Origin of the sequence: Chitinophaga flava (assembly GCF_003308995.1) — a bacterium.
GTDB classification, from domain to species: Bacteria; Bacteroidota; Bacteroidia; order Chitinophagales; family Chitinophagaceae; genus Chitinophaga; species Chitinophaga flava.
Window position 1 is genome coordinate 1,859,825 of record NZ_QFFJ01000002.1, and the last position, 21,984, is coordinate 1,881,808.

The window sequence follows — 21,984 nt, forward strand, 5'->3', positions numbered from 1 at the left end:
CATAGTTTATTTAAGGATAACCCCTATTATCCTTTTGAGAGGGTGTATTGGGAAGATTAAGCTTTCATAAAATCAAACGCACCTTTTCTCAGGTTGATATTATATTCCAGGTATGCTTTGAGGCAGGCCAGGAAATTAGCCCATCCTTCCGTGTTCTGTCTGAGCCAGGTAATACCATCTTCATTTGCTGGCATTTCACTTTCTGTGATTTTTACCAGGGTGCCGCCACCTTTACCTGCAGACAGGGTGATGTTTGTGGTGGTGCGTTGTTTGGGGGAACCTTGCCATTCAAAAGTTACCTGTTGATCTGGGTTGCTTTGGGTAACAAACACATCGAGCTCGTCACTGAATTCCGGAAATTTCCATGTTAGTGTTTGTCCTTCTTCCATGCGGCCGCTGCCTGTGGCGATGAAGTAGCCGCTCATCTTTTTTGGGTCAACAATTGCTTCATAAACATCATGTGCGGGCTTGGCTATCTGAATGGAAGCTTTAATGATCAGTGGTTCCATAAGAAAATGTGTTGAAGGTTTTAATCATGAAGATACGTAAGAAAACAAAAAAGCAGCGAAGATCGTTCGGTCTTCGCTGCTTTTATTTTCTGATGATATCTTACAGATGTTTCAGTACTTCTTCGCCGATGGCATCAGTGCCTTTGATCATGTGGGCGGGTGTTTGCGGGTTGGCGATGTCGCGGGTGCGGAAGCCGGCTTTCAGCACCTGGTCTACAGCGTGTATAACAGCGTTGGATTCTTCCTTCATGCCGAAGGAGATATCGAGCAGTAATGCAGCTGAGAGTATGGATGCCAGCGGGTTGGCTACACCTTTGCCAGTGATGTCGTGGGCGGAGCCGTGGATGGGCTCGTATACGCCGGTGCCATCGCCGATGGAGGCAGAGGCGAGCATGCCCATGGAACCTGCTATCTGTGAGGCTTCATCGGTGAGGATATCACCGAAGAGGTTGGCCGTCACTACCACGTCGAAGCGGCGCGGATCTTTGATGAGCAGCATGGCGGTAGCATCTACGAACTGATGTTCTACTTCTACATCAGGATATTCGGGTGCTATTTTCTGTATGACTTCCCGCCATAGCCGGGATGTTTCGATGACATTGGCTTTATCGACGGAGCAGAGTTTTTTGCGTCTGGTGCGGGCGGCTTCAAATGCTTTGCGGGCGATACGTTCCACTTCAAAGTGGCTGTATTCTGCGATGTCGAAGGCGGTATCACCGTCATTTTTTCTGCCTTTTTCGCCGAAGTAGATGTCGCCGGTCAATTCACGGAAGAAGAGGATATCTGCGCCTTTCAGTATTTCCGGTTTGATGCTGGAGGCGTCGAGCAGTTCGTCGAATAATTTGATAGGGCGCAGGTTGGCGTATAATCCCAGTTCCTTGCGCATACGAAGCAGCCCTTGTTCAGGCCTTACTTTGGCAGAAGGATCGTTGTCATATTTGGGATGGCCTACAGCGCCAAACAGCACTGCATCTGAGGCGCGCATTTTAGCCAGCGATTCGTCGGGCAACGGATTGCCGGTGGCTTCTATGGCAGCATGTCCTACCAGTGCTTCATCATATGTGAAAGTGTGTCCGAATCGCGCTGCGATTTTGTCCAGCACCTTTTTGCCTACTGCGGTTACTTCCTGTCCTATTCCGTCTCCGGGAACAATTAAAATATGTTTGGTTGCCATCTGTTGATAATAAGATTATGATTGATCAGATCAGGTTGAGCATTTTCTGGGTGGCCTTTATGGCAGACACGGTCTGGTCGCTGTCAAGTCCTCTTGTTTTAAACTCTTTATTCTGGAAATTCCAGGTGATAATGGTTTCGCATAAAGCGTCGCTTTTACCGCCGGGAGGGATGTGTACAGAATAGTCTGTGAGTGCAGGCAGTTCCCTTTTTTTCTTTTTGTATACCTTTTTGAGTGCGTTCATGAAGGCATCATACTGCCCATCACCCTGAGAGTGTTCTTCGAAGAGTTCTCCTTCTACTGATATTTTCAGGGTGACAGAAGGATGAAGATTTTTGGAATGGGAGAGTACATAGTTTTCTATTTTCACCTTTTCCTCTATCCGGCTGCTGTCGAGAATATCAGAGATGATGTAGGGCAGGTCTGCTTGCGTAAGCACTTCTTTTTTATCGCCCAGTTCAATGATGCGCTGGGTAACCTTTTTGAGGTTGGCATCAGAGAGCTGGATGCCCAGTTGCTGAAGATTGTTTTCAATGTTGGCTTTGCCGCTTGTTTTGCCGAGGGCGTAGAGGCGCTGGCGGCCGAAGCGTTCGGGCATCAGGTCACTGAAATACAGTTTGTTCTTTTTGTCGCCGTCGGCGTGGATGCCGGCTGTTTGTGTGAAAACGTTGGCGCCTACCACGGGTTTATTGGCCGGGATGCGGATACCGGAGAATGTTTCCACCAGTTTGCTGGCGCCGTATAATGATTTTTCAGATACCGCTGTTTTGATTTCAGGCATGAAGTCGTTGAGCACAGCGATGGCGCTGGCCAGCGGAGCATTGCCAGCTCTTTCGCCCATACCGTTGATGGTAAGGTGTATGCCGTGAGCGCCGGCTTTCACGCCTTCGAGTACGTTGGCGGTGCCGAGATCATAGTCGTTGTGTGCATGGAAATCGAAGTGCAGCTGCGGATAACGCTGCACGATAGCGCTGATATATTGGCTGACTTCTGCGGGTGTGAGTACACCGAGCGTGTCGGGCAGCATGATGCGTTTGACAGGCTGGTGCTGCAGGAAATCAAGATACTCGTATACGTAGTCGCTGGAGTGGCGCATGCCGTTGCTCCAGTCTTCCAGGTATATATTGCATTCCAGTCCGTTTTTCCTGGCGAGGGCAATTACGGCGCCTACTTCCGCGAAGTGTTCTGCTGGTTTTTTCTTCAGCTGATGGGTGAGATGATTGAGTGAACCTTTTGTGAGGAGGTTCATGACCCTGGCGCCGGCCTGCAGCATCCACTCCACAGATACATCACCATCAACGAAGGTGAGTACTTCTACTTTATTGATAAAACCATTTGCCTCAGCCCATTGGGTAATAGCCTTCACCGCCGCAAATTCACCTTCCGAAACGCGGGCGGAGGCAATTTCAATCCTGTCTACTTTTACTTCTGTTAATAAAAGCTGGGCAATGGTTAGTTTTTCCGAGGGAGAAAAAGAGACGCCGCTGGTTTGTTCACCGTCGCGGAGGGTGGTGTCCATTATTTCAACATATCGCTGCGGTACTGGCATAAAGCAAATAATTATGGGGGTTAATACATACTCTTCGCGGCAAAAGCCTGTATATCTTCTTTCATGGCCTGGAGATAGTCGATGTCATCAAAGCCGTTGGTCATGTTGTGTTTTTTGTAGCTATTGATATCGAACTGCATACTGTCACCGGTAGCGGTGATGGTAATGGTTTGGGCAGGCAGGTCGATGACCAGTTCGGTTTTGGGATCGGCTTCTATGGCCGTGAATATCTTATGCAGGAATTCGGGGCTCACCTGTACCGGCAGGATACCGATGTTCAGCGAGTTGTTTTTGAAGATATCGGCGAAGAAGCTGGACACTACGCAGCGGAAGCCGTAGTCGTAGATGGCCCAGGCGGCGTGTTCGCGGCTGGAGCCACTGCCGAAGTTTTTGCCGGCCACCAGTATTTCACCGGAATAGATCGGGTTGTTGAGTACAAAGTCCGCTTTGGGTGTGCCATCTGTATTATAGCGCCAGTCACGAAACAGGTTGTCGCCAAACCCTTTGCGCTCTGTTGCTTTGAGGAAGCGGGCGGGGATGATCTGGTCGGTGTCCACGTTTTCGATGGGCATGGGTACAGCAGCGCTTTTCAGTACGGTAAATTTATCGTAAGCCATGATGTTGTTACTAGTAGTTAAAAATGAAGAAGTGGTTAGATCAGTTCACGCGGATCGGTTACAACACCGGTGACAGCGGCGGCAGCGGCAACAAGCGGGCTGGCCAGCAAAGTGCGGGAGCCTGGTCCCTGGCGGCCTTCGAAGTTGCGGTTGCTGGTGCTGACAGCATACTTGCCGGCAGGAACTTTGTCGTCGTTCATGGCGAGGCAGGCGGAGCATCCTGGCTGGCGCAACTGAAAACCGGCAGCAGTCAGGATATCAAGGATACCTTCTTCTTTGATCTGTTGTTCTACAATATGTGATCCGGGCACGATCCAGGCGGTCACATGATCTGCTTTACGGCGGCCTTTCACGATGGAGGCAAAGGCGCGGAAGTCTTCTATACGGCCGTTGGTACAGCTGCCGATAAATACATAATCCACTTTTTTACCTAACATGGGTTCTTCTTCGCTGAAGCCCATGTACTGCAATGATTTTGCGTAGCTGGCTTCACTGCCGCCGGCAGCCTGTGCGGTAGGAATGCGCTGGGTGATACCCAGGCCCATACCGGGGTTGGTGCCGTAGGTGATCATCGGTTCTATCTCACTGGCTTCAAAAGTATATTCCATATCGAAGGTGGCGCCTTCCTCTGTTTTTAATGTTTTCCAATAGGCGACAGCGTTATCCCAGGCTTGTCCCTGTGGCGCTTTTTCGCGGCCTTTGATATAGGCGAAGGTGGTTTCGTCCGGAGCGATGATACCGCCACGGGCACCCATCTCGATACTCATGTTGCAAACGGTCATGCGGCCTTCCATGCTCATCTTCTCAAACACTTCACCGGCATATTCCACGAAGTAACCGGTGGCGCCGGCTGCGGTGAGGCGGGAGATGATATAGAGGGTGACGTCTTTGGGGGTAATACCTTTGCCGGTGGTACCGGTAACGGTTATACGCATTTTCTTCGGTTTCTGCTGCATGATGCACTGGGAGGAGAGGACCATCTCCACTTCTGAGGTGCCGATGCCGAAGGCGATGGCTCCAAAGGCGCCGTGGGTGGAGGTGTGGGAGTCTCCGCATACGATGGTCATGCCGGGCAGGGTGATGCCGTTTTCCGGTCCTACTACGTGTACGATACCGTTGCGGGGATTACCCAGGCCCCAGTGGGAGATGCCATATTTGGCAGTATTGGTTTCCAGGGCTTTCAGCTGGTTGGCTGACAGCGGGTCCTGTACGGGGAGATGCTGATTGATGGTAGGTGTATTGTGATCGGCAGTGGCAAAGGTTTTTTCCGGGAACATCACCTTCAGTCCCCTGCTTTCCAACCCCAGAAAAGCTACCGGGCTGGTCACTTCATGGATAAAATGACGGTCTATAAACAATACATCAGGACCGTCTTCAATTTTCCTGACCGCATGTGAATCCCATACTTTGTCAAATAAGGTAGCGGGTATTTTACTCATTTTCATAATTTTAAAGGTAGGTGCTAAATTCTTAAAAAATATCCAGATATTCTTATGATTGTCATATTTTTTCTAAAAAGAGTGGTGAAAGTATGATTATTATTTTGTGCTGTGATCGCAGTGTTTGTTTTTAATATATTGATAATCAATATAAGATAACAAAAAATTTATATGACAAATGGCTATTAAGAGAAAGTGTTGCAGTAGGTGTTGTGTCATGAAAAAGTCATGAATCGTAGCAGCGTATACACGATACCGTTAGTGAGGGGGGGAGATAGGCATAACAAATGCTGACCATCGCAATAATTGCGTATGGCCGTTGGGGTTATCATTTCAAAAAAAGAAAGTATCGTGTAACCGTGCCCGTATTGCGGGGCACGGTTGGTATGATAAGATTACATCTCCTTGAGTACCTTCACAGAATCGAGGCTCATAACTTTTGCTTCTGTACCCATCAGTGACAGGGTATTGGCGAGTAACACGCTCCGGGGAGACTTACGAAACCCGCCGGGACAGTGGTTGCTGGGCAGGTTGGTGTCCCAGTCTCTCCCCAGTATCAGATAAATTTCATATTCAGCTGCCGGTATTCCGCTGATTTCATATTCCGTGTTGGATTGAATATAAGTATTGAGAACGGTGCGGTGCGAACCTTTCCGGAGCAGGCATACGATCGCATCCTCTTGCAGTGGATTCTTTACTTTAAAGGTACAGGGCCCTTTGGTGGGTTTGAGCTGAAGGCAGCTGTCCAGCGGAGCCGCACCATTGGCCAGCTGATTGTCGAATACCCCGGAACTGAATTGGCCTGCCGGTTGGTTAAGATTGTGTTTTTGCGGGGGCTCGTTTACATTCAGGAGATTGAAAAAACGAGTGAGCCGGTATGCCAATAGCACTACGGTCAGGATGGTCGTAAATATATACCATCCGGTTTTTGGGCCGGAAGATGGTTGGGCTACGGATGCGGCAAGGGATACCAGGTCTTGCGTGGGTTCTTTATTTTCAAAGGCAGTTTCGGAATACTCCGGGGCTTTTTCACCGGTGATCTGCTCGTAGTCTTTTTCCAGTTGCTGGCGTAATACAGTAGGGGTCTTTATCTGCAGGAGGTAGTGCAACAGGTCTCCAGGTAATCCGCTGTCAGGCCGCAGCGTTTTCAGCTGCCACGCCGCATTGCGGGCGGCTTCCAGTAAATCAGCCTTTTCTATTTCAAGTTCCCGCGGAAATACATTGAGTGCATCTCTGTTAATCAGCGCCAGGATGGCGGATGACAAGTCGTCTTCCTGGTAGCTGGCTTCATCACGTAATAGTTGTTGGAGGGTAGTCTGATGTTGTTGCAGCAATGTTACCAATGGCTCATAAATCAGTGCGCTGTCTTCTTTGGTGACGAGTGGTGTAATGGATATGTTTTTGAAGAAGGCGTTGGTATTGGTAAGGCTGTAAGCCTGTACCAGGGTCTGGCCGTAGGCTGCTGCGAAGTAGGGACTGATAAAACGGATGAAGGAAGGATCTTTATAGATATACTTTCCTTCGAAGTTGATGGTTGTCAGATGATCGCCGGTGATCAGGAAACCGTTCAGCGTGTAGTCGTTGGCGATAATGTGATAGTAACTTCTTCTCTCCGGGTTATCCAGTTCGGCTATAACGTTTTCGCAGGTGTCCGCATCGAGTAAGTCGCCGTTATAGGAAAGCTGTTGATGAGGAGTGGCGGCTATTTCAGCCAGTAATTCCTTCTTTGCATGGTCAATGACGGCATTGTTGATCTTGTCGGCAGCCGTGGAGGCGAGGCCGAGGAGTTCAATAGGATTGATGTATTTCACGTATAGGGATATGTTATCCCATAAAAGTAGTCATATTTTTTACAGTATCTGCAGGCCTTTGGTTTTATATCCTTGCAGGGCTTCACTGCCGGCGGGCAATTCGGTGATGAGATAGTGGATGTCTTGCAGGTCAGCGATTTTCATTTTCATGGAGGTGTTGAGTTTTTCGCTGATGGCGAGGATGGCCACTTTGTCTGCTGCTTTGATCATGGCTTTTTTCACCTGTATCGTTTCCCAGTCGGCATCAGTGAGGCCGTTGACAGGATCGATGGCGTTGGTGCCGATGATGCAGAGGTCTGCTTTGATATTGGAGAGGTATTCAAATACTTCGCCGCTCACGGTCATCTGGCTGTAGGCAGATATCTGGCCGCCTATCACGATGGTTTTGATCATGGGCTTATCCAGCAGTTCAACTGCCGAGAGCACGTTGACAGTGATAAAGGTGGCGCGCAGGGTAGGCGGTATTTTTTTGATGAACTCTCGGATGGTGGTGCCGCCGCCAATGAGTACGATCATGTCGTCACGCAGCAGCTGCAACGTTTTTTCGGCGATGACCAGTTTGTTGGTCTGTGCGTAGGTTTCGGATTCATGACCGTAGTGATAGGCGATAGACATGGCGCCGCCCTTGATCTTCACTACTTCCCCGTCATCGGCCAGTTCGTTGACATCACGGCGGATGGTATCTTCAGATACATTAATCAGACTTACCAGTTCACTGTAGGTGATCCGGGTGTGAATATTCACTTGTTGTATGATGAGCTGTTTCCTGGATTTTTTTGTGAGGGAAACCGGTGGAACATGGTCCTGTGTGTTCATACTATCCATAGCATCTGATAAATTCAAAGGTGATGATAGACAAAAAAAGTTATATATGCAAAAAGTGTGATAGGTCTTTTTTGCATGCCATAACATGGGTTGGGGCAAAAATAGAAGATCATAGACAATTTTGCACTTTTGGAGCGAAAAATAATTTTTGTTGCAGAATTTGATGAGATTAAGTATTTGATTGATAGTTTTTTAGCGAGAAATTAAAGATTTGTGAAGATGGATTTTTGCATTATTTGCAAATAATTTTTGCGAATTATTTGCAGTTTTGGCAGGAATAGCTATTTTTAACCCCGTAATTTCCGCATTATTTGAAGAACTATCAACCAAACCACATGATGAAAAATATCATAAGAGTGGCCTCCTTACCGAAGATATTCCTGCCACTACTAGGCCTGTTATTTTCTGTATGTAGCTATGCCCAGTCTGATCTGATATCCGGTACTGTCACCAGCGCAGCCGACGGTCAGAAAATTATCGGAGCTTCCGTCTCTCTCGTTGGTGCTAAAGGCATCGGTGCCCTGACCGACGAAACAGGTAAATTCTCCGTTAAAATACCAGCCACCTTCACCGGTGAACTTACACTCGCCGTCACTTTCATTGGCTTCGAAAGAAAAGAAGTAAAAGTAACCAGAGGACAATCCAACATCAGCATCCGTCTGGAAACCAACACCAAAGCCCTCGGAGAACTGGTAGTCACCGCGCTCGGCATCAAAAAGGAAAAAAAGGCACTGGCCTATGCCGTAACAGAAGTAAAAGGTAGTGACTTCACACAGGCCCGCGAAATCAACGTGGCAGACGCGCTCACCGGTAAAATAGCCGGCGTAAACGCCTCCAGCCTCGCCAGCGGCCCCGGTGGCTCCAGCCGCGTAATCATCCGTGGCAACGGTTCCCTCAACGGCGACAACCAGCCACTGTATGTAGTCAACGGCATGCCTATCGACAACACCACCCAAAGTACCGTAATCAGCGGTGCTTCCAACGGTCTCAACTACGACCGCGGCGATGGTATCGCAGGCATCAACCCCGATGATATCGAAACCATCACCGTATTGAAAGGTGGCCCCGCCGCCGCGCTCTATGGCGCCCGCGCCTCCAACGGTGTAATCCTTATCACCACCAAAAAAGGCGTGGCCCAGAAAGGTATCGGTGTAGACTATAACACCACCTTCACCGTAGAAACACCTGCCATCATCCCCGACTGGCAATACGAATACGGCTCCGGTGAAAATGGAATTAAACCCGCTAACCAGTCTAAAGCTATCGCCGCCGGCCGCCTCTCCTGGGGCCCTAAAATCGATGGCAGCGATGTTGTACAGTTCGATGGTGTAGCACGTCCTTACGTAGCCCAGAAAAACAACATCAAAAATTTCTATAAAACGGGCAACACTTTCACCAATACACTGGCTTTCTCCGGAGGCAATGAAAACACAAAATATCGTGTATCCCTCTCCGATATGAGCAACCATAGTCTGGTGCCTAATCAATCTCTCGACAAAAAAATCGGCTCTGTCAGCGTCTTCTCCAATCTCAGCAAACGCCTTACCATAGAGGCTTATGCACAATACAACATCGAGAAGGCCAAAAACAGAAGCAGCGTTTCCGACGCTCCCGGCAATGTCAACTGGGGTACCTACATGATGGCCAACACCGTTGACATCCGCAATCTCAATCCCGGCTATAACGCCGATGACAGGGAAGTAGAGTGGAACCCTTCCGGTTTCGCCTCCAACCCTTATTTTGTAGCTAACCGCTTTCGTAACAACGATGACCGCAAACGTTTTATCGGTAATGCCAGCATTAAATACAACCTGCTGGACAACCTGTTCGTGCGCGGTCGTGTAAGCCATGATTATCTGAACATCAATTATGTAGGTATCGTGCCTACCGGAGCACTCTTCGCTCCAAAAGGTGTATACCAGCAGTACAACACCATCAGCACCGAAACAAACGGTGAGCTGACCATCAACTACCAGGGCAAACTGAGCCAGGACTTCGGTCTTACCGCCATGGCCGGAGGCAACAGACGCAAAACCATCTCCGACGCCGTGAACCTTAATGGTACTGACTTCTTTGCACCTGGTTTTTATGATCCTTCCAACGTGGTAAGCCTGAATACCACCAATGTCAATCAGCGCCAGGCGACCAACTCGCTCTTCGGCTCTGTGGACCTGTCTTTCAGAGATATGTTGTTTATTACTGCCACCGGCCGTAACGACTGGTTCTCTACCTTGTCAACGAAAAACAACAATATCTTCTATCCATCTGTAGGCGCCAGCTTCCTCCTGTCTGAAGCCATTAAAATGCCTTCCTGGATGAACTACGCGAAAGTACGTACCTCCTGGGCTCAGGTAGGCGGCGCTACTCCGCAGCCTTACATCCTCAGACAGACCTATTCTGTTTTATCCGGTGGAGGCCACCTCGGACAGCCCCTGCAAACGCCCACCCCCACCACTCCTCAGGGTGTTGGCGCCGGACTGTTCCAGGCTCCCAATCCAAACCTGAAACCTTTGCTCTCCACTACCTTTGAAGCCGGTATCGAAGCTCGCATGCTCAACAATCGCCTGTCTGCCGATGTTACCGTATACAGCCGCAGAACTACCAATGATATCATGCAGGCTGCTATCTCCCCGGCTTCTGGCTACAACTTCGCCATCCTCAACGTAGGCGAAATGAGCAACAAAGGCATCGAAGTATTGCTCACCGGCGTTCCCATCAAAAAGAAGGATTTCTCCTGGGATGTGAGCTACAACATGGCCTACAATAAAAATGAAGTGGTAAAACTCACAGAAGGCATCAACAGCCTCCAACTCGACGTGAGCGTTAACAGTTACGCCTATATTTTTGCAGAAATCGGAAAACCATACAGTACCATCAAAGGTTTTAAAGTGCTGAAAGATGCAGCCGGCAATACTGTGTACGATAAAAGTACCGGCTATGAAATGCGTACCGGTCTTACAGACCTCGGCACCGGTGTATCTCCTTTCTCTGCAGGTATCACCAACAACTTTACCTATAAGCGTTTTAACCTGAGTTTCCTGATAGATGGTAAATTCGGTGGCCACGTATATTCCGCTACCAACCTGTATGCTACCCGTTTTGGTCTCAGCAAGATCACACTGCCGGGCAGGGAAGAGGGTCTTACTGTGAGTGGTGTAGACCAGGATGGTAAACCTTTCAGCAAAACATTTACCTACGCTACCGGTTTACAACAGTACTACGATAACTTCAAAAATCTCTCTGAGAAATTTGTATACGATGCCAGCTTCATCAAACTGCGTCAGGTGGTGCTGAGCTACAATGTTCCGGCAAAAGTGTTCTCCTTCGCCAGAGTGCAGTCAGCTACCGTGTCTTTCGTAGCCAGGAATCTGTTTTTCCTGTATAAGAATGCGCCTAATATCGATCCGGAATCAACCTTCAGCAACTCCAATGCACAAGGCTTTGAAATGTTCGGCGTGCCCCGTACCCGGAGCTATGGCGTCAACCTGCAGGTAAAACTTTAGTTCATTCTTAAAAATTGTAAGCTCATGCAACGTATTGCCAGATATAAATTCATACTTATTTTAGGGGCTGTGCTGGGATTGTCCTCCTGTGACAAGGGTTTTGAGGCGCTCAATGTCAATCCCAACGCTTCCGAGAAACCTAATGTTGATCTGCTGTTCACACAAAGTCTGCTGAAAGGCAATCTGCCACTGGACCGCGCCTACTTCTTCACCTCTTACCTGCATTGTGGTACCTATATTCAGCACTTTGCCATCGCCAAGGAGGTCGCTGGTTCAGGCGCCGGTGATAAATACGCTGTCAATGATTTTTATCAGAGCTTTTATTACCGTAACGTATATACGAATACGGTTACCACACTGACCGAAATCATAGAAGCCGCCAAAGGGCCGGAGAACGTCAACAAACTTTCCGTGGCCCGTATCTGGAAAGCCCTGATCATGCAACGTATCACTGACCTGTATGGAGATGTACCTTACAGCGATGCTAACCGCGGTAAGTATGATCTGTTTCAGCCTAAATATGATCCGCAGGAAGACATCTATGCCGGCTTGCTGAAAGAAGTGGACGAAGCCATCAAAGCATTTGATCCTTCCAAGCCTACCTATGGCAACGCTGACCTGATCTACAAAGGCAATATCGCCCAGTGGAAAAAATTCGGTTACTCGCTCATGTTGCGTCTGGCCATGCGTACCACGCGCGCTACCAGCACCAAGGTAGTTGCTAAAGACTGGGCACAGAAAGCCATTGCCGGCGGTGTGATCACCGATGCAGCAGACATTGCTGTCATGAGATATTCTAATGGGCCGCAGACCTATAACAACAATCCCATTGCTTTTGAACTGGTAAATCAGGACTATACTACCAGCTCCAAAGGAGCCAGCAACCAGGAATGGGGCAAATTCAGCAAAACGTTTATCGACTTCCTGAAAAATAATAATGACCCTCGCCTGGGTGTGGTATCTGTAGTGTGGACCAACGGTGTACCTGACACTACTGCTGCGCTGCAGAAAGGAATGGCTAACGGTTCTGATGTAAAACCGGCCAACCCGGCTTCTTACTCTGAGCCCAATCCGGCTACCATCCTTAATTACAGCTCTCCTGTGCTGGTGATGACCAACGCCGAAATGAACTTCCTGCTCAGTGAAGTAGCGCTGCGTGGCTGGGGTACCGGTGATGTTGCCCAGCTGTACAACAACGGCGTAACCGCGTCACTGCGCAACTGGGGCCTGTTTGGTGCTGCTGGTGTGATTGCACCTGCAAGGATCGATCAGTATATGGCAGAACACGCCCTTAATACCGGCGGTACTTTCGATCAGCAGATGGAACAGATCCATACGCAGTTCTGGGCTGCCCTGCTGCTCGATGAACAGGAAGCCTATGCCAACTGGAGACGTACCGGTTATCCTGTACTGGTACCGGTGAAATACACCGGTAATGTTACCAACGGCACTATCCCGCGCAGACTGCCTTATTCCCAGACAGAACAGGGTATCAACGGTACCAACTACAATGATGCCGTGAAAAGACAGGGTCCGGATTTATTAACAACCAGAATGTGGTGGGATAAATAGTATGAGACGCATTTTCCTTTTTTCTGTATTCATAACGGTTCATACATGCCTCTTCGCACAAAAGAATCGGGTCGCCTCACCGGCGGCCCTGATTCCTTTGCCGGTGGCAGCTTCCTGGACGACCGACAGCGCTTTTATTACTGCCAACGCGGAAATAAAGGCTATGGCAGGCCTGGAAAAAGAAGCAGCCCTGTTGAGGGAATACATGGGTGCTGCCGTCAACCGGCCATCTGCTCATCGTCAGGCGGCTATTATGCTGTCGCTGGATACTGTGTTGGTAAAACAGCCGGAAGGTTATCTGCTGAACATCAGCGCTACGCAGATAAAACTTACGGCGCATGATGCGGCCGGTATAGGCCATGGTATCGCTACCCTGCGCCAGCTGTGGCGTCCTGCCATTGCAGGAGGGCTGGTAGTGCCGGGAGCCGTTATTGCCGACTATCCCCGTTTTGCTTACCGGGGCATGCACCTGGATGTAGGCCGGCATTTTTTTTCGGTGGATTTTGTCAAACAGTTCATCGATCAGCTGGCGTTTTACAAGATCAACAACTTCCACTGGCATCTTACCGATGATCAGGGATGGCGCATAGAAATAAAGAAGTATCCCGCTTTGCAATCAGTGTCTGCCTGGCGCGCGCAAACCATGATCGGGCATAAGAAGGAACTGCCGCATCGTTTTGATGGCAAAAGATACGGTGGCTACTATACGCAGGAACAGGTCAGAGAAGTGATTGCCTATGCCGCAGCCAGACATATCAATGTGATACCGGAAATAGAAATGCCTGGGCATGCACTGGCCGCACTGGCAGCGTATCCTTCATTGGGTTGTACAGGCGGACCTTATAAAACAGCTGAATTCTGGGGCGTTTTCGATGATGTGTTCTGTGCCGGAAAAGACAGCACCTTTACTTTCCTCCAGGATGTGCTGGATGAAGTGATCGCCCTGTTTCCTTCTACGTATATCCATATAGGTGGGGATGAATGCCCCAAGGCGAAATGGAAACAATGTCCTGCCTGTCAGCAGCGTATGAAAGCCATGCACCTGCCTGATGAAGCGGCTTTGCAGAGTTATTTTATCCGTCGTATCAGCGATTATGTACGCAGTAAAGGCCGTCGTATTATCGGCTGGGACGAGATACTGGAAGGTGGGCTGGCGCCCGGGGCCGTAGTGATGAGCTGGAGAGGAGTGGAGGGCGCTGTGTCGGCTGCCAGGCAGCAACAGCACGTGATCATGACACCGGAAGATGAGTTGTATTTCGATCATTATCAGTCTTTATATCCTGAAGAAAAAACAGCTGCCGGTGGTTATACGCCGCTGGAAGAAGTGTATGCCTACGAACCTTTGAAAGCAGCAGGTGATACTGCGCTGCTGCCCTATATTTCAGGTATACAGGGAGAGATCTGGAGCGAATATCTTTCTACTCCTGAACATGCCAACTATATGATTTATCCCCGTCTGCAGGCAATGGCCGAAAGAGCCTGGTCGCCTATGCAGGTACGGAACTATGATCAGTTTACCCGGAGGCTGGAAGCACTTACCGGCAACGGCTATACGACCTGGCATGAAATAAACTATTCGCTGGACAGCCTTGCTAAAGGAAAGCTATATGTATCACTGCGTTCACAGCTGAAAGGGGCCACTATCCATTATACCACAGATGGCAGTACACCGGTGGCAACCAGCCCGGCTTACAAGGGCCGTATACTGCTGACCCGCAGCTGTAACCTTCAGGCCATGCTTTTCGTACTGGGCACACCGGTAGGACGTTTGTTCCATCAGCCTTTTGAAATATATAAATCTACCGGCGCGATGATTACGCTGCAGCAGCCACCCAATACAAAATATAACGGTGACGCCACTACGCTGGTGAATGGCATAGCAGGTTCCCATCGTTTCAACGACCAGCAGTGGCTGGGTTTCTCGGCCAGAGATCTGCATGCGTTTATTGATCTGGGTGGTATGCAGGAAATAAAGCTGCTGGGTGCTAATGTGCTCAACTATCATTGGCAGCGTATGTGGGAGCCGGCGAGCCTTTCGTTTGAAGTGTCTGCAGATGGAAAACATTATGAGCGTGTAGCCGTCGCTGATAGTTTCCCCGTGAATGGTATCAATCAAATACGTTTACCCATCAAGCCGGTACGGGCAAGATATATAAAAGTGACCGCTGTCAACAAAGGTGTTATCCCTGCCGGAGGCTACGGTGCCGGCGGCAACAGTATGTTGCTGGCTGACGAAATTATTGTTAACTAAATGCTGTCGTACAGAACTTTTCCACGTTAGCATTACAATTTTGACGACATGGCATTTCTGATCGTTGTTTTATGCATCCTGGTACTGATTGTACTGGTGACGCTGGCCAGGTTTAATGCCTTTCTGGCTTTCCTGATTGTTTCGGCGCTGGCGGGCTGGTGGCTGGGCATGCCTGTTACCAAAATCACAGCTTCCCTGCAGAAGGGGATTGGTGATACGATGGGCGGGCTGCTGATCATCATCACCTTGGGCGCTATGCTGGGCAAGCTGGTGGCGGAAAGCGGGGCAGCCCGTTGTATAGCCGGCAGCCTGATACGTTTGTTTGGCACCCGCTACATACAGTGGGCCTTGCTGATAGCAGGGTTTATCATCGGCATACCGCTCTATTATGGCGTGGGTTTTGTGCTGCTGGTTCCTTTGATCTTTTCTGTGGTCTACCAATATAAGCTGCCGGCGGTATACATCGGTTTACCAACGCTGGCGGCTTTATCTATCACGCATGGGTTTCTCCCGCCGCATCCTTCACCGGTAGCGCTGGTCACACAGTTTCATGCAGACATGGGATTGACGCTCATATATGGACTGGTGGTAGCTATTCCGGCTTTACTGGTGGCGGGGCCTTTGTTTGCCCGCTATCTGAAGAAAATGCCGGCGGAGCCTTCATCACTTTTTCAGACTACTGACAACGAGCCGGCGAAAATGCCTGGTGCGGCCAATAGCTTTATCACCGCATTGCTGCCGGTATTACTGCTGGTACTGATGACGGGGCTGCAGCATCTGACCAGTGAGGGTACGGAGATGCACAGTTTTCTGGTGTTTGCAGGTGATGCGCCGGTGGTGATGTTATTCTGTTTGCTGGTAGCTACTTTTTCACTGGGGGTGTTTCAGGGTCGTCCGATAAAGGCCGTGATGGCCATTTATTCGGAGGCTGTTAAAGACATCGTTATGGTGATGCTGATTATTGCCGGTGCAGGTGCTTTAAAGCAGGTGCTGGCAGACAGCGGGGTGAGTGAACAGATTGCAGTGGCGATGCGTTCCTGGCATATACCGGTATTAGTATTGGGCTGGCTGATGGCCGCCGTGATACGGGCCTGTATAGGATCTGCCACCGTCGCGGGTATTACGGCAGCCGGTATGATGGCGCCACTTGTTACTGCAGGGCAGGTAGACCCCAATCTGATGGTATTGTCTGTAGGCGCCGGCAGTCTGATGTTTTCACATGTCAACGATGCCGGTTTCTGGATGTTCAGGGAATACTTCAACATCAGCATAAAAAATACACTCCTTTCATGGTCTGTGATGGAAACAATAGTAGGCATCATGGGATTGCTGGGAGTATTGGCACTTAATATACTGATCACAGGTTAAAACAATTTTAAACCAGTACATATGGAAAACAAAGCAGAAGAAAAGTTAGCGGCATTAGGGTTGGAACTGCCACCCGCACCAACACCGCTGGGCGTTTATAAACCTTATCTGATAGATGGTAAATACCTGTATCTGTCAGGTCATGGTCCGGTACAATCCGATAAATCGCTGATCATCGGCCGTATAGGACGGGAGCTGGATATGGAACAGGGTAAACTCGCAGCCAGACAAGTTGGATTAACGATGTTGTCTACCATCAAAACGCATGTGGGTAGCCTCGACAAAGTAAAGAGAGTGATCAAGGTATTAGGCATGGTCAACTGTACACCGGAATTTGAGCGTCATCCTTATATCATCAATGGTTGCAGTGAACTGTTTGCTGCCATCTGGGGTGAAGAAAACGGTATCGGCGTAAGAAGCGCTGTGGGCTTTGGTTCGCTGCCCGACAATATCCCGGTGGAGATAGAGGCTTTGTTTGAATTGTATTAATATCATTTGCAGCGGATGCAGATGACAGGGAAAATATTATCTTTCCCTTAAATTTTGGATCATGCAAAAGCGGGATGGAAAAACAGCAGTCCGGTTGGCGGCTTTCGGGGAATTTCTGTTAAGACTACATAGCAATACAGGAAAACGTTTCAGTCAATCGGACGGATATATTCCCTACTATGCCGGTGCAGAAGCCAACGTATGTGTGCTGTTGTCGCGCCTGGGCATGCAAGCCGAATATATCACCCGTGTGCCGGACAATGACCTTGCCGCTACAGGGATACAGCTGCTGAAAAGTCATGGTGTGGGTACCGGAAAGATACAGTATGGGGGAGACAGGCTGGGCTTATATTTTACAGAATCGGGTAACGGTATTCGTCCCGGACGTGTGATTTATGACAGGGCAGGTTCTTCCTTTGCCACACTGCAGCACGGGGATATCGCCTGGCAGCCGTTGCTGGAAGAAGTGGATGTGTTTCACTGGTCTGGTGTGGCCGCTGCTTTATCTGCCAGTAGTGCCGCTGTTTGCAGGGAAGCGCTGGAAGCCGCACTTGATGCGCGGCTCACCATCTCTTCGGATTTTAATTACCGTGCCACACTCTGGAAATACGGACAACATCCGTCTGCCGTTATGCCAGCTTTATTACAGCACAGCGATCTGACTGTGGCCGACCTGGATGCCGTAAACGTGTATTATAATATTGAAACAGACAAACAGCTGCCGCTGGAACAAAGGTTTCAGCAATGCCATGAACAGCTGCGCCGGCATATGCCCCGTTTGAAAACACTGGCCATGAGTTTCCGAAAGGTACAGGGTAATCAGATGATCTACTTCGGTGCGCTGGCACAGGATGAACAATATTATTTTGCAGAAGGGTTTACCATTCCGCAGGTCACCGATCAGATAGGCACCGGTGATGCTTTTACAGCGGGCATCCTGTTTGGCATGATGAACAATTATCCGCCGCAACAGACCATCGACTTCGCCACCGCCTGTGGTACGCTCAAACAGAGCATCCATGGCGACTGGGCACTCATCAATAAACAGGAAGTAACAGAACTTATGCTCAACGGCCCGTCCGGAAGAATAGTTCGCTAATTTGACACATTATGTTTACGATCGATGCACACCTGGACCTTAGCATGAATGCTATGGAATGGAACAGGGATCTGCAGCTGCCTGTTGACGCCATCCGCAGCAGGGAAGCCGGACAAAACGATAAACCCGACCGCGGTAAAGGCGTTGTGTCTTTCCCCGAGCTGAGAAAAGGAAATATAGGCCTGGTAGTGGCCACGCAGATAGCCCGTTATGTTGCACCAGGCAACAACCTGCCGGGATGGTTTTCTCCGCAGCAGGCCTGGTCACAAACACAGGGCCAGCTGGCCTGGTATAAAGCCATGGAAGAAGCAGGGGAGATGATCATGATTAAAGATAAACAGGGGTTGGAACAACACCTGGCTTATTGGAATGATGGTACTCCCAACGATAAAAAACGGATTGGTTATATCCTCAGCCTCGAAGGCGCCGATTCACTCGTAACCGTAGGGCATCTGGAAAGGGCTTACCACGCCGGATTGCGGGCTGTAGGGCCTGCGCATTACGGGCCCGGACGTTATGCCAACGGCACCGATGCTACCGGTCATCTCAATGAACAGGGCCGTCAGCTGCTGAAGGAAATGGAAAAGCTCAATATCATACTGGATGCTACCCACCTCTGTGACGATGCCTTCTGGGATGCCATGGACCTCTTCAACGGGCCTGTATGGGCCAGTCACAACAACTGTCGTACACTGGTAGATCATAACCGCCAGTTCAGTGACGACATGATCAGAACGCTGATACAGAAAGGCGCAGTGATCGGTGGCGCACTCGACGCCTGGATGATGGTGCCGGGCTGGATCCGGTTCCAGTCCACCCCTGAAGCGATGAACTGTAACCTCGAAAAGATGGTCGATCATCTGGACCATATCTGCCAGATCGCCGGCAATTCCCTTCACGTAGGCATCGGTTCCGATCTCGATGGAGCCTTCGGAAAAGAACAGTGTCCTTATGACCTGGAAACAATTGCTGACCTGCAATCCTTGCCAGCATTGCTTTCTAAACGGGGATATACCGCCGCTGATATTGAAAATGTCATGCATGGCAACTGGCTGCGCTTTCTGCGTAATGCCTGGAAATAAAGCACGCGAAAAAGATTTAAAATAACAAAGCAGCAAAGAGCGATCATCGTTCTTTGCTGCTTTGTTGTTTTTATACAATTCATTATTCAGTCCGGAGACTGCGTGCAGGATCTGTCAGAGAGGCTTTGATGGCTTGTGCACTCACTGTCAGCAGTGCAGTGAGAAAGGCCAGTGCACCTGCTGCCAGGAAAGTACTGCCACTAATATGGGTATGGTAGGCGAAGTTATTGAGCCACCGCTGCATGCCGAGGTAAGCCAGTGGACTGGCAATAACAAAGGCCAGCAGCACCGGTTTCAGGAAGTCTTTCGATAGCAGGGCGGTAATACTCAAAGCAGAAGCCCCCAGTACTTTGCGGACACCGATTTCTTTAGTCCTTTGCTGGGCATCAAATGCAGCCAGTCCAAACAGGCCCAGACAGGAAACGAAGATGGCGATGAAAGTAAAGTAAGTCAGGAGATGGGAGGTGTTTTTTTCCGCATCATAGTTACGCTGGAAATCTTCATCCAGGAAGGAATATTCAAAAGGTTCTTCGGGTAGCAATGTCTTCCAGTTGTTTTCCAGCGAGGCAATGATGTGCTTCATACTGCCTGTGTTGCTGTGTACCATGAGGTAGTTGAAATGATGATGTGGCGCCATCAGGAAAGCATAAGGCTGTATGGGATGATGAAGGTCTTCGAAGTGGAAGTCTTTCACCACGCCGATGATTTCATACGATAACACCTGTCCCTGCCAGTTGAAGTTAAGCCGTTGACCGATGGCGCCGGCCACCGGGATGGCCAGTTTACGCAGGGTTGCTTCGTTGACAATCAGCCGTTGGCTGGTATCGGTCATGGTGCCGCTGGTAAAGAAACGGCCGCTGACCAGCTGAAAGTCCATCGTATGGAGGAATTCCGGAGCTATCCAGTTGATGCTCACCTGTTGGATATCTTTGACGGTTTGGTCCGGGCGGTAAAGGCTGAAGTCCATGTTATTCCGGATGCCGGGATAGAACAGGGTACCGGCTGCATCTTTTACCTGCGGGTTCCGTAATATTTGCTGACGCAGGCTGTTGTAGGCGTTTTGGGCGGCTTCGCTGCGCAGGGGGATGACGATCTGCTGGTCTTGTGCAAAGCCTAGCGGCTGCCGGCGCAGGAACTGCATCTGATCATGGATCACCAGGGTGGCCAGTATCAGCCCGATAGCAATCACAAACTGTACTACCACGAGTCCGCGTCTTAGAACGGCTACGGATATACGATTTGTATATCTGCCTTTTAAAGTATCTACCGGTTTGAAGGCTGAGAGATAAAAAGCCGGGTAACTTCCTGCCAGCAAGCCGGTGATGAGGGCTATGCCGGGGAAGATGGCTGCCACTGAAGGAGAAAGCAATACGTTGCCGGAGATATTTTTGCCGGTGATGGTATTAAAAAGCGGCAGGGCTGCCATCACCAGGATGATGGCGAGTAGCAGCGACAGAAAAGCCAGCAGGGAGGATTCTCCCAGAAATTGTTTGATCAGCGCACCTTTACCGGCACCCAGCGATTTTCGTATACCCACTTCCGTTGCCCTCCGTAAGGAACGGGCAGTAGACAAGTTCATAAAGTTGACGCAGGCGATGATCAGTATCAGCAGGGCGATGGAGGCCATTATATACAGATACAGCATGCTGTTGGTAGGCGTGACGATGTTTCGAAGTCCGCTATAGAGATGGAGTGAGCTGACGGGCAAGAGAAAGAGGCGTTTGCTGAAACCGGCTTCTTTGAAGTCTTTGCCGGCAATACGTTGCATAAAGGTAGCCAGCTTTTTATCCAGTGCCTGTGCATCGGTACCAGGTTGCAGCCGTAGATAGGTATAGAAAATATTGTTGGTAGAGAAGGATTGAGAAGACCGCAGGAAATCGCCCATCCATCCGGCAGACAGGGGGATAAAGAAACGGGCATTGATATGGGAACGGCTGCTTTCATCTTTATATACGCCGGTTACTTTATAGGCGGCGCCATTGCTGAGTATTACCGTCTGGTTTAACGCCGGCGCCCCTCCGAAAAGTTTGGTAGCTGTTTCAGCTGAAAGTACGATACTGTTGGTTTCTGTTAAAGCACGGCTGGCATCGCCTTCCAGGAACTGATAAGAAAAAAGCCGGAAGAAAGAAGGATCTGCCTGACATCCGCTGCTTTCGTAAATGGCCTGTACCGGCCTGCCTGCAGCTTTTACCTGTAGCAGGGTTTTATCTTCCATGGTATACAACCGGGCTACATCGGCTACTTCGGGGTAGGCCGACCGGATGGCTTCTGCATAAGGCGCCGACAACATGGGGTATTCTTCTCTGGCGCCGGTAGCTACTGTGGCTTCACTGTTGATCAGGTACAGGTCCTTGCTGTACTGATGGTGACGGTCAAAGGATAATTCACTCCGGAGGTAGAGCAGCAGCAACATGCAGGCGGCCATACCGATGGCCAGCCCGGATATATTGATCAGGGAAAAGGAGGTGTTTTTGAGGAGCTGCCTGCAGGCAATTTTCAGATAGTTGAAGAACATGCGTAATGCTGTTTCAGCGTGAGGCACCAAGAAGATGCCATAATTTATTTTCTTGAAAAACAAATACTTGTACATACCACCCCGGTACTAATTGTTCGTTTTTGATACGCCGTCTGTTCGTCGCCGGACGCTGAAAAGATGGCTAAAATGCGTGTAGCCGGTGCCGTTTTAAGATGTTAAT

The 21,984-nt window shown here is 49.6% G+C and carries 15 protein-coding genes; 7 read left to right on the forward strand and 8 right to left on the reverse strand.

Translation table 11 applies throughout. The features are described 5' to 3' along the window. Nucleotides 1-56: 56 nt before the first annotated feature. The 7 genes from DF182_RS23775 to DF182_RS23805 all read right to left on the reverse strand — a co-directional run bounded on the left by DF182_RS23775 (nt 57) and on the right by DF182_RS23805 (nt 7,924). The gene (locus tag DF182_RS23775; protein ID WP_113618281.1) at nt 57-509 is read right to left on the reverse strand and encodes an SRPBCC domain-containing protein; all 453 of its coding nucleotides are present in this window, start codon (nt 507-509) and stop codon (nt 57-59) included. Between the two features lie 100 nt (nt 510-609). Then, nucleotides 610-1,683: a 3-isopropylmalate dehydrogenase gene (gene leuB, locus DF182_RS23780; protein WP_113618282.1), complete on the reverse strand. Its 1,074-nt coding sequence runs from the start codon at nt 1,681-1,683 to the stop codon at nt 610-612. A gap of 25 nt (nt 1,684-1,708) precedes the next feature. Beyond that, complete coding sequence (locus DF182_RS23785) at nt 1,709-3,232, reverse strand: alpha-isopropylmalate synthase regulatory domain-containing protein (RefSeq protein WP_113618283.1); 1,524 nt, start codon at nt 3,230-3,232, stop codon at nt 1,709-1,711. 20 nt (nt 3,233-3,252) lie between these two features. Continuing rightward, nucleotides 3,253-3,849 carry a 3-isopropylmalate dehydratase small subunit gene (gene leuD, locus DF182_RS23790; protein ID WP_113618284.1) on the reverse strand — a complete coding sequence of 199 codons (597 nt, stop codon included), beginning with the start codon at nt 3,847-3,849 and terminating at the stop codon, nt 3,253-3,255. A gap of 35 nt (nt 3,850-3,884) precedes the next feature. Continuing rightward, a complete protein-coding gene (gene leuC / locus DF182_RS23795) occupies nt 3,885-5,288 on the reverse strand; it encodes a 3-isopropylmalate dehydratase large subunit (protein WP_113618285.1) in 1,404 nt (467 codons plus the stop codon). A gap of 395 nt (nt 5,289-5,683) precedes the next feature. Then, a complete protein-coding gene (locus DF182_RS23800; protein ID WP_113618286.1) occupies nt 5,684-7,099 on the reverse strand; it encodes a hypothetical protein in 1,416 nt (471 codons plus the stop codon). A 39-nt stretch (nt 7,100-7,138) separates the two neighbouring features. Beyond that, nucleotides 7,139-7,924, reverse strand: a complete 786-nt coding sequence (locus DF182_RS23805) for a DeoR/GlpR family DNA-binding transcription regulator (protein ID WP_245957525.1) — start codon at nt 7,922-7,924, stop codon at nt 7,139-7,141. A gap of 335 nt (nt 7,925-8,259) precedes the next feature. On the opposite strand from DF182_RS23805, the gene DF182_RS23810 reads away from it, so the two are divergent. From DF182_RS23810 to DF182_RS23840, 7 genes are all read left to right on the forward strand, one after another. Further along, complete coding sequence (locus DF182_RS23810) at nt 8,260-11,427, forward strand: SusC/RagA family TonB-linked outer membrane protein (protein ID WP_113618288.1); 3,168 nt, start codon at nt 8,260-8,262, stop codon at nt 11,425-11,427. 24 nt (nt 11,428-11,451) lie between these two features. After that, a complete protein-coding gene (locus tag DF182_RS23815; RefSeq protein ID WP_113618289.1) occupies nt 11,452-12,999 on the forward strand; it encodes a SusD/RagB family nutrient-binding outer membrane lipoprotein in 1,548 nt (515 codons plus the stop codon). 1 nt (nt 13,000) lies between these two features. Further along, a complete protein-coding gene (locus DF182_RS23820) occupies nt 13,001-15,250 on the forward strand; it encodes a family 20 glycosylhydrolase (RefSeq protein WP_113618290.1) in 2,250 nt (749 codons plus the stop codon). 48 nt (nt 15,251-15,298) lie between these two features. After that, the gene (locus DF182_RS23825) at nt 15,299-16,618 is read left to right on the forward strand and encodes a gluconate:H+ symporter (protein WP_113618291.1); all 1,320 of its coding nucleotides are present in this window, start codon (nt 15,299-15,301) and stop codon (nt 16,616-16,618) included. A 21-nt stretch (nt 16,619-16,639) separates the two neighbouring features. Continuing rightward, the gene (locus DF182_RS23830) at nt 16,640-17,107 is read left to right on the forward strand and encodes a RidA family protein (RefSeq protein ID WP_113618292.1); all 468 of its coding nucleotides are present in this window, start codon (nt 16,640-16,642) and stop codon (nt 17,105-17,107) included. Between the two features lie 61 nt (nt 17,108-17,168). Further along, nucleotides 17,169-18,206, forward strand: a complete 1,038-nt coding sequence (locus DF182_RS23835; RefSeq protein WP_113618293.1) for a sugar kinase — start codon at nt 17,169-17,171, stop codon at nt 18,204-18,206. Between the two features lie 11 nt (nt 18,207-18,217). Continuing rightward, nucleotides 18,218-19,288 (forward strand): dipeptidase, encoded by a 1,071-nt coding sequence (locus tag DF182_RS23840; protein ID WP_113618294.1) that lies wholly within the window; start codon nt 18,218-18,220, stop codon nt 19,286-19,288. Between the two features lie 82 nt (nt 19,289-19,370). On the opposite strand, the gene DF182_RS23845 is transcribed toward DF182_RS23840, so the two are convergent. Continuing rightward, complete coding sequence (locus DF182_RS23845; RefSeq protein ID WP_113619703.1) at nt 19,371-21,803, reverse strand: ABC transporter permease; 2,433 nt, start codon at nt 21,801-21,803, stop codon at nt 19,371-19,373. Nucleotides 21,804-21,984 lie beyond the last annotated feature (181 nt).

What these genes read in the sequence shown, in the direction of transcription:
- DF182_RS23775 (WP_113618281.1), bottom strand. Translation starts at nt 509, where the DNA reads ATGGAACCACTGATCATTAAAGCTTCCATTCAGATAGCCAAGCCCGCA.
- leuB (WP_113618282.1), bottom strand. Translation starts at nt 1,683, where the DNA reads ATGGCAACCAAACATATTTTAATTGTTCCCGGAGACGGAATAGGACAG.
- DF182_RS23785 (WP_113618283.1), bottom strand. Translation starts at nt 3,232, where the DNA reads ATGCCAGTACCGCAGCGATATGTTGAAATAATGGACACCACCCTCCGC.
- leuD (WP_113618284.1), bottom strand. Translation starts at nt 3,849, where the DNA reads ATGGCTTACGATAAATTTACCGTACTGAAAAGCGCTGCTGTACCCATG.
- leuC (WP_113618285.1), bottom strand. Translation starts at nt 5,288, where the DNA reads ATGAGTAAAATACCCGCTACCTTATTTGACAAAGTATGGGATTCACAT.
- DF182_RS23805 (WP_245957525.1), bottom strand. Translation starts at nt 7,924, where the DNA reads ATGGATAGTATGAACACACAGGACCATGTTCCACCGGTTTCCCTCACA.
- DF182_RS23810 (WP_113618288.1), top strand. Translation starts at nt 8,260, where the DNA reads ATGATGAAAAATATCATAAGAGTGGCCTCCTTACCGAAGATATTCCTG.
- DF182_RS23815 (WP_113618289.1), top strand. Translation starts at nt 11,452, where the DNA reads ATGCAACGTATTGCCAGATATAAATTCATACTTATTTTAGGGGCTGTG.
- DF182_RS23820 (WP_113618290.1), top strand. Translation starts at nt 13,001, where the DNA reads ATGAGACGCATTTTCCTTTTTTCTGTATTCATAACGGTTCATACATGC.
- DF182_RS23825 (WP_113618291.1), top strand. Translation starts at nt 15,299, where the DNA reads ATGGCATTTCTGATCGTTGTTTTATGCATCCTGGTACTGATTGTACTG.
- DF182_RS23830 (WP_113618292.1), top strand. Translation starts at nt 16,640, where the DNA reads ATGGAAAACAAAGCAGAAGAAAAGTTAGCGGCATTAGGGTTGGAACTG.
- DF182_RS23835 (WP_113618293.1), top strand. Translation starts at nt 17,169, where the DNA reads ATGCAAAAGCGGGATGGAAAAACAGCAGTCCGGTTGGCGGCTTTCGGG.
- DF182_RS23840 (WP_113618294.1), top strand. Translation starts at nt 18,218, where the DNA reads ATGTTTACGATCGATGCACACCTGGACCTTAGCATGAATGCTATGGAA.
- DF182_RS23845 (WP_113619703.1), bottom strand. Translation starts at nt 21,803, where the DNA reads ATGTTCTTCAACTATCTGAAAATTGCCTGCAGGCAGCTCCTCAAAAAC.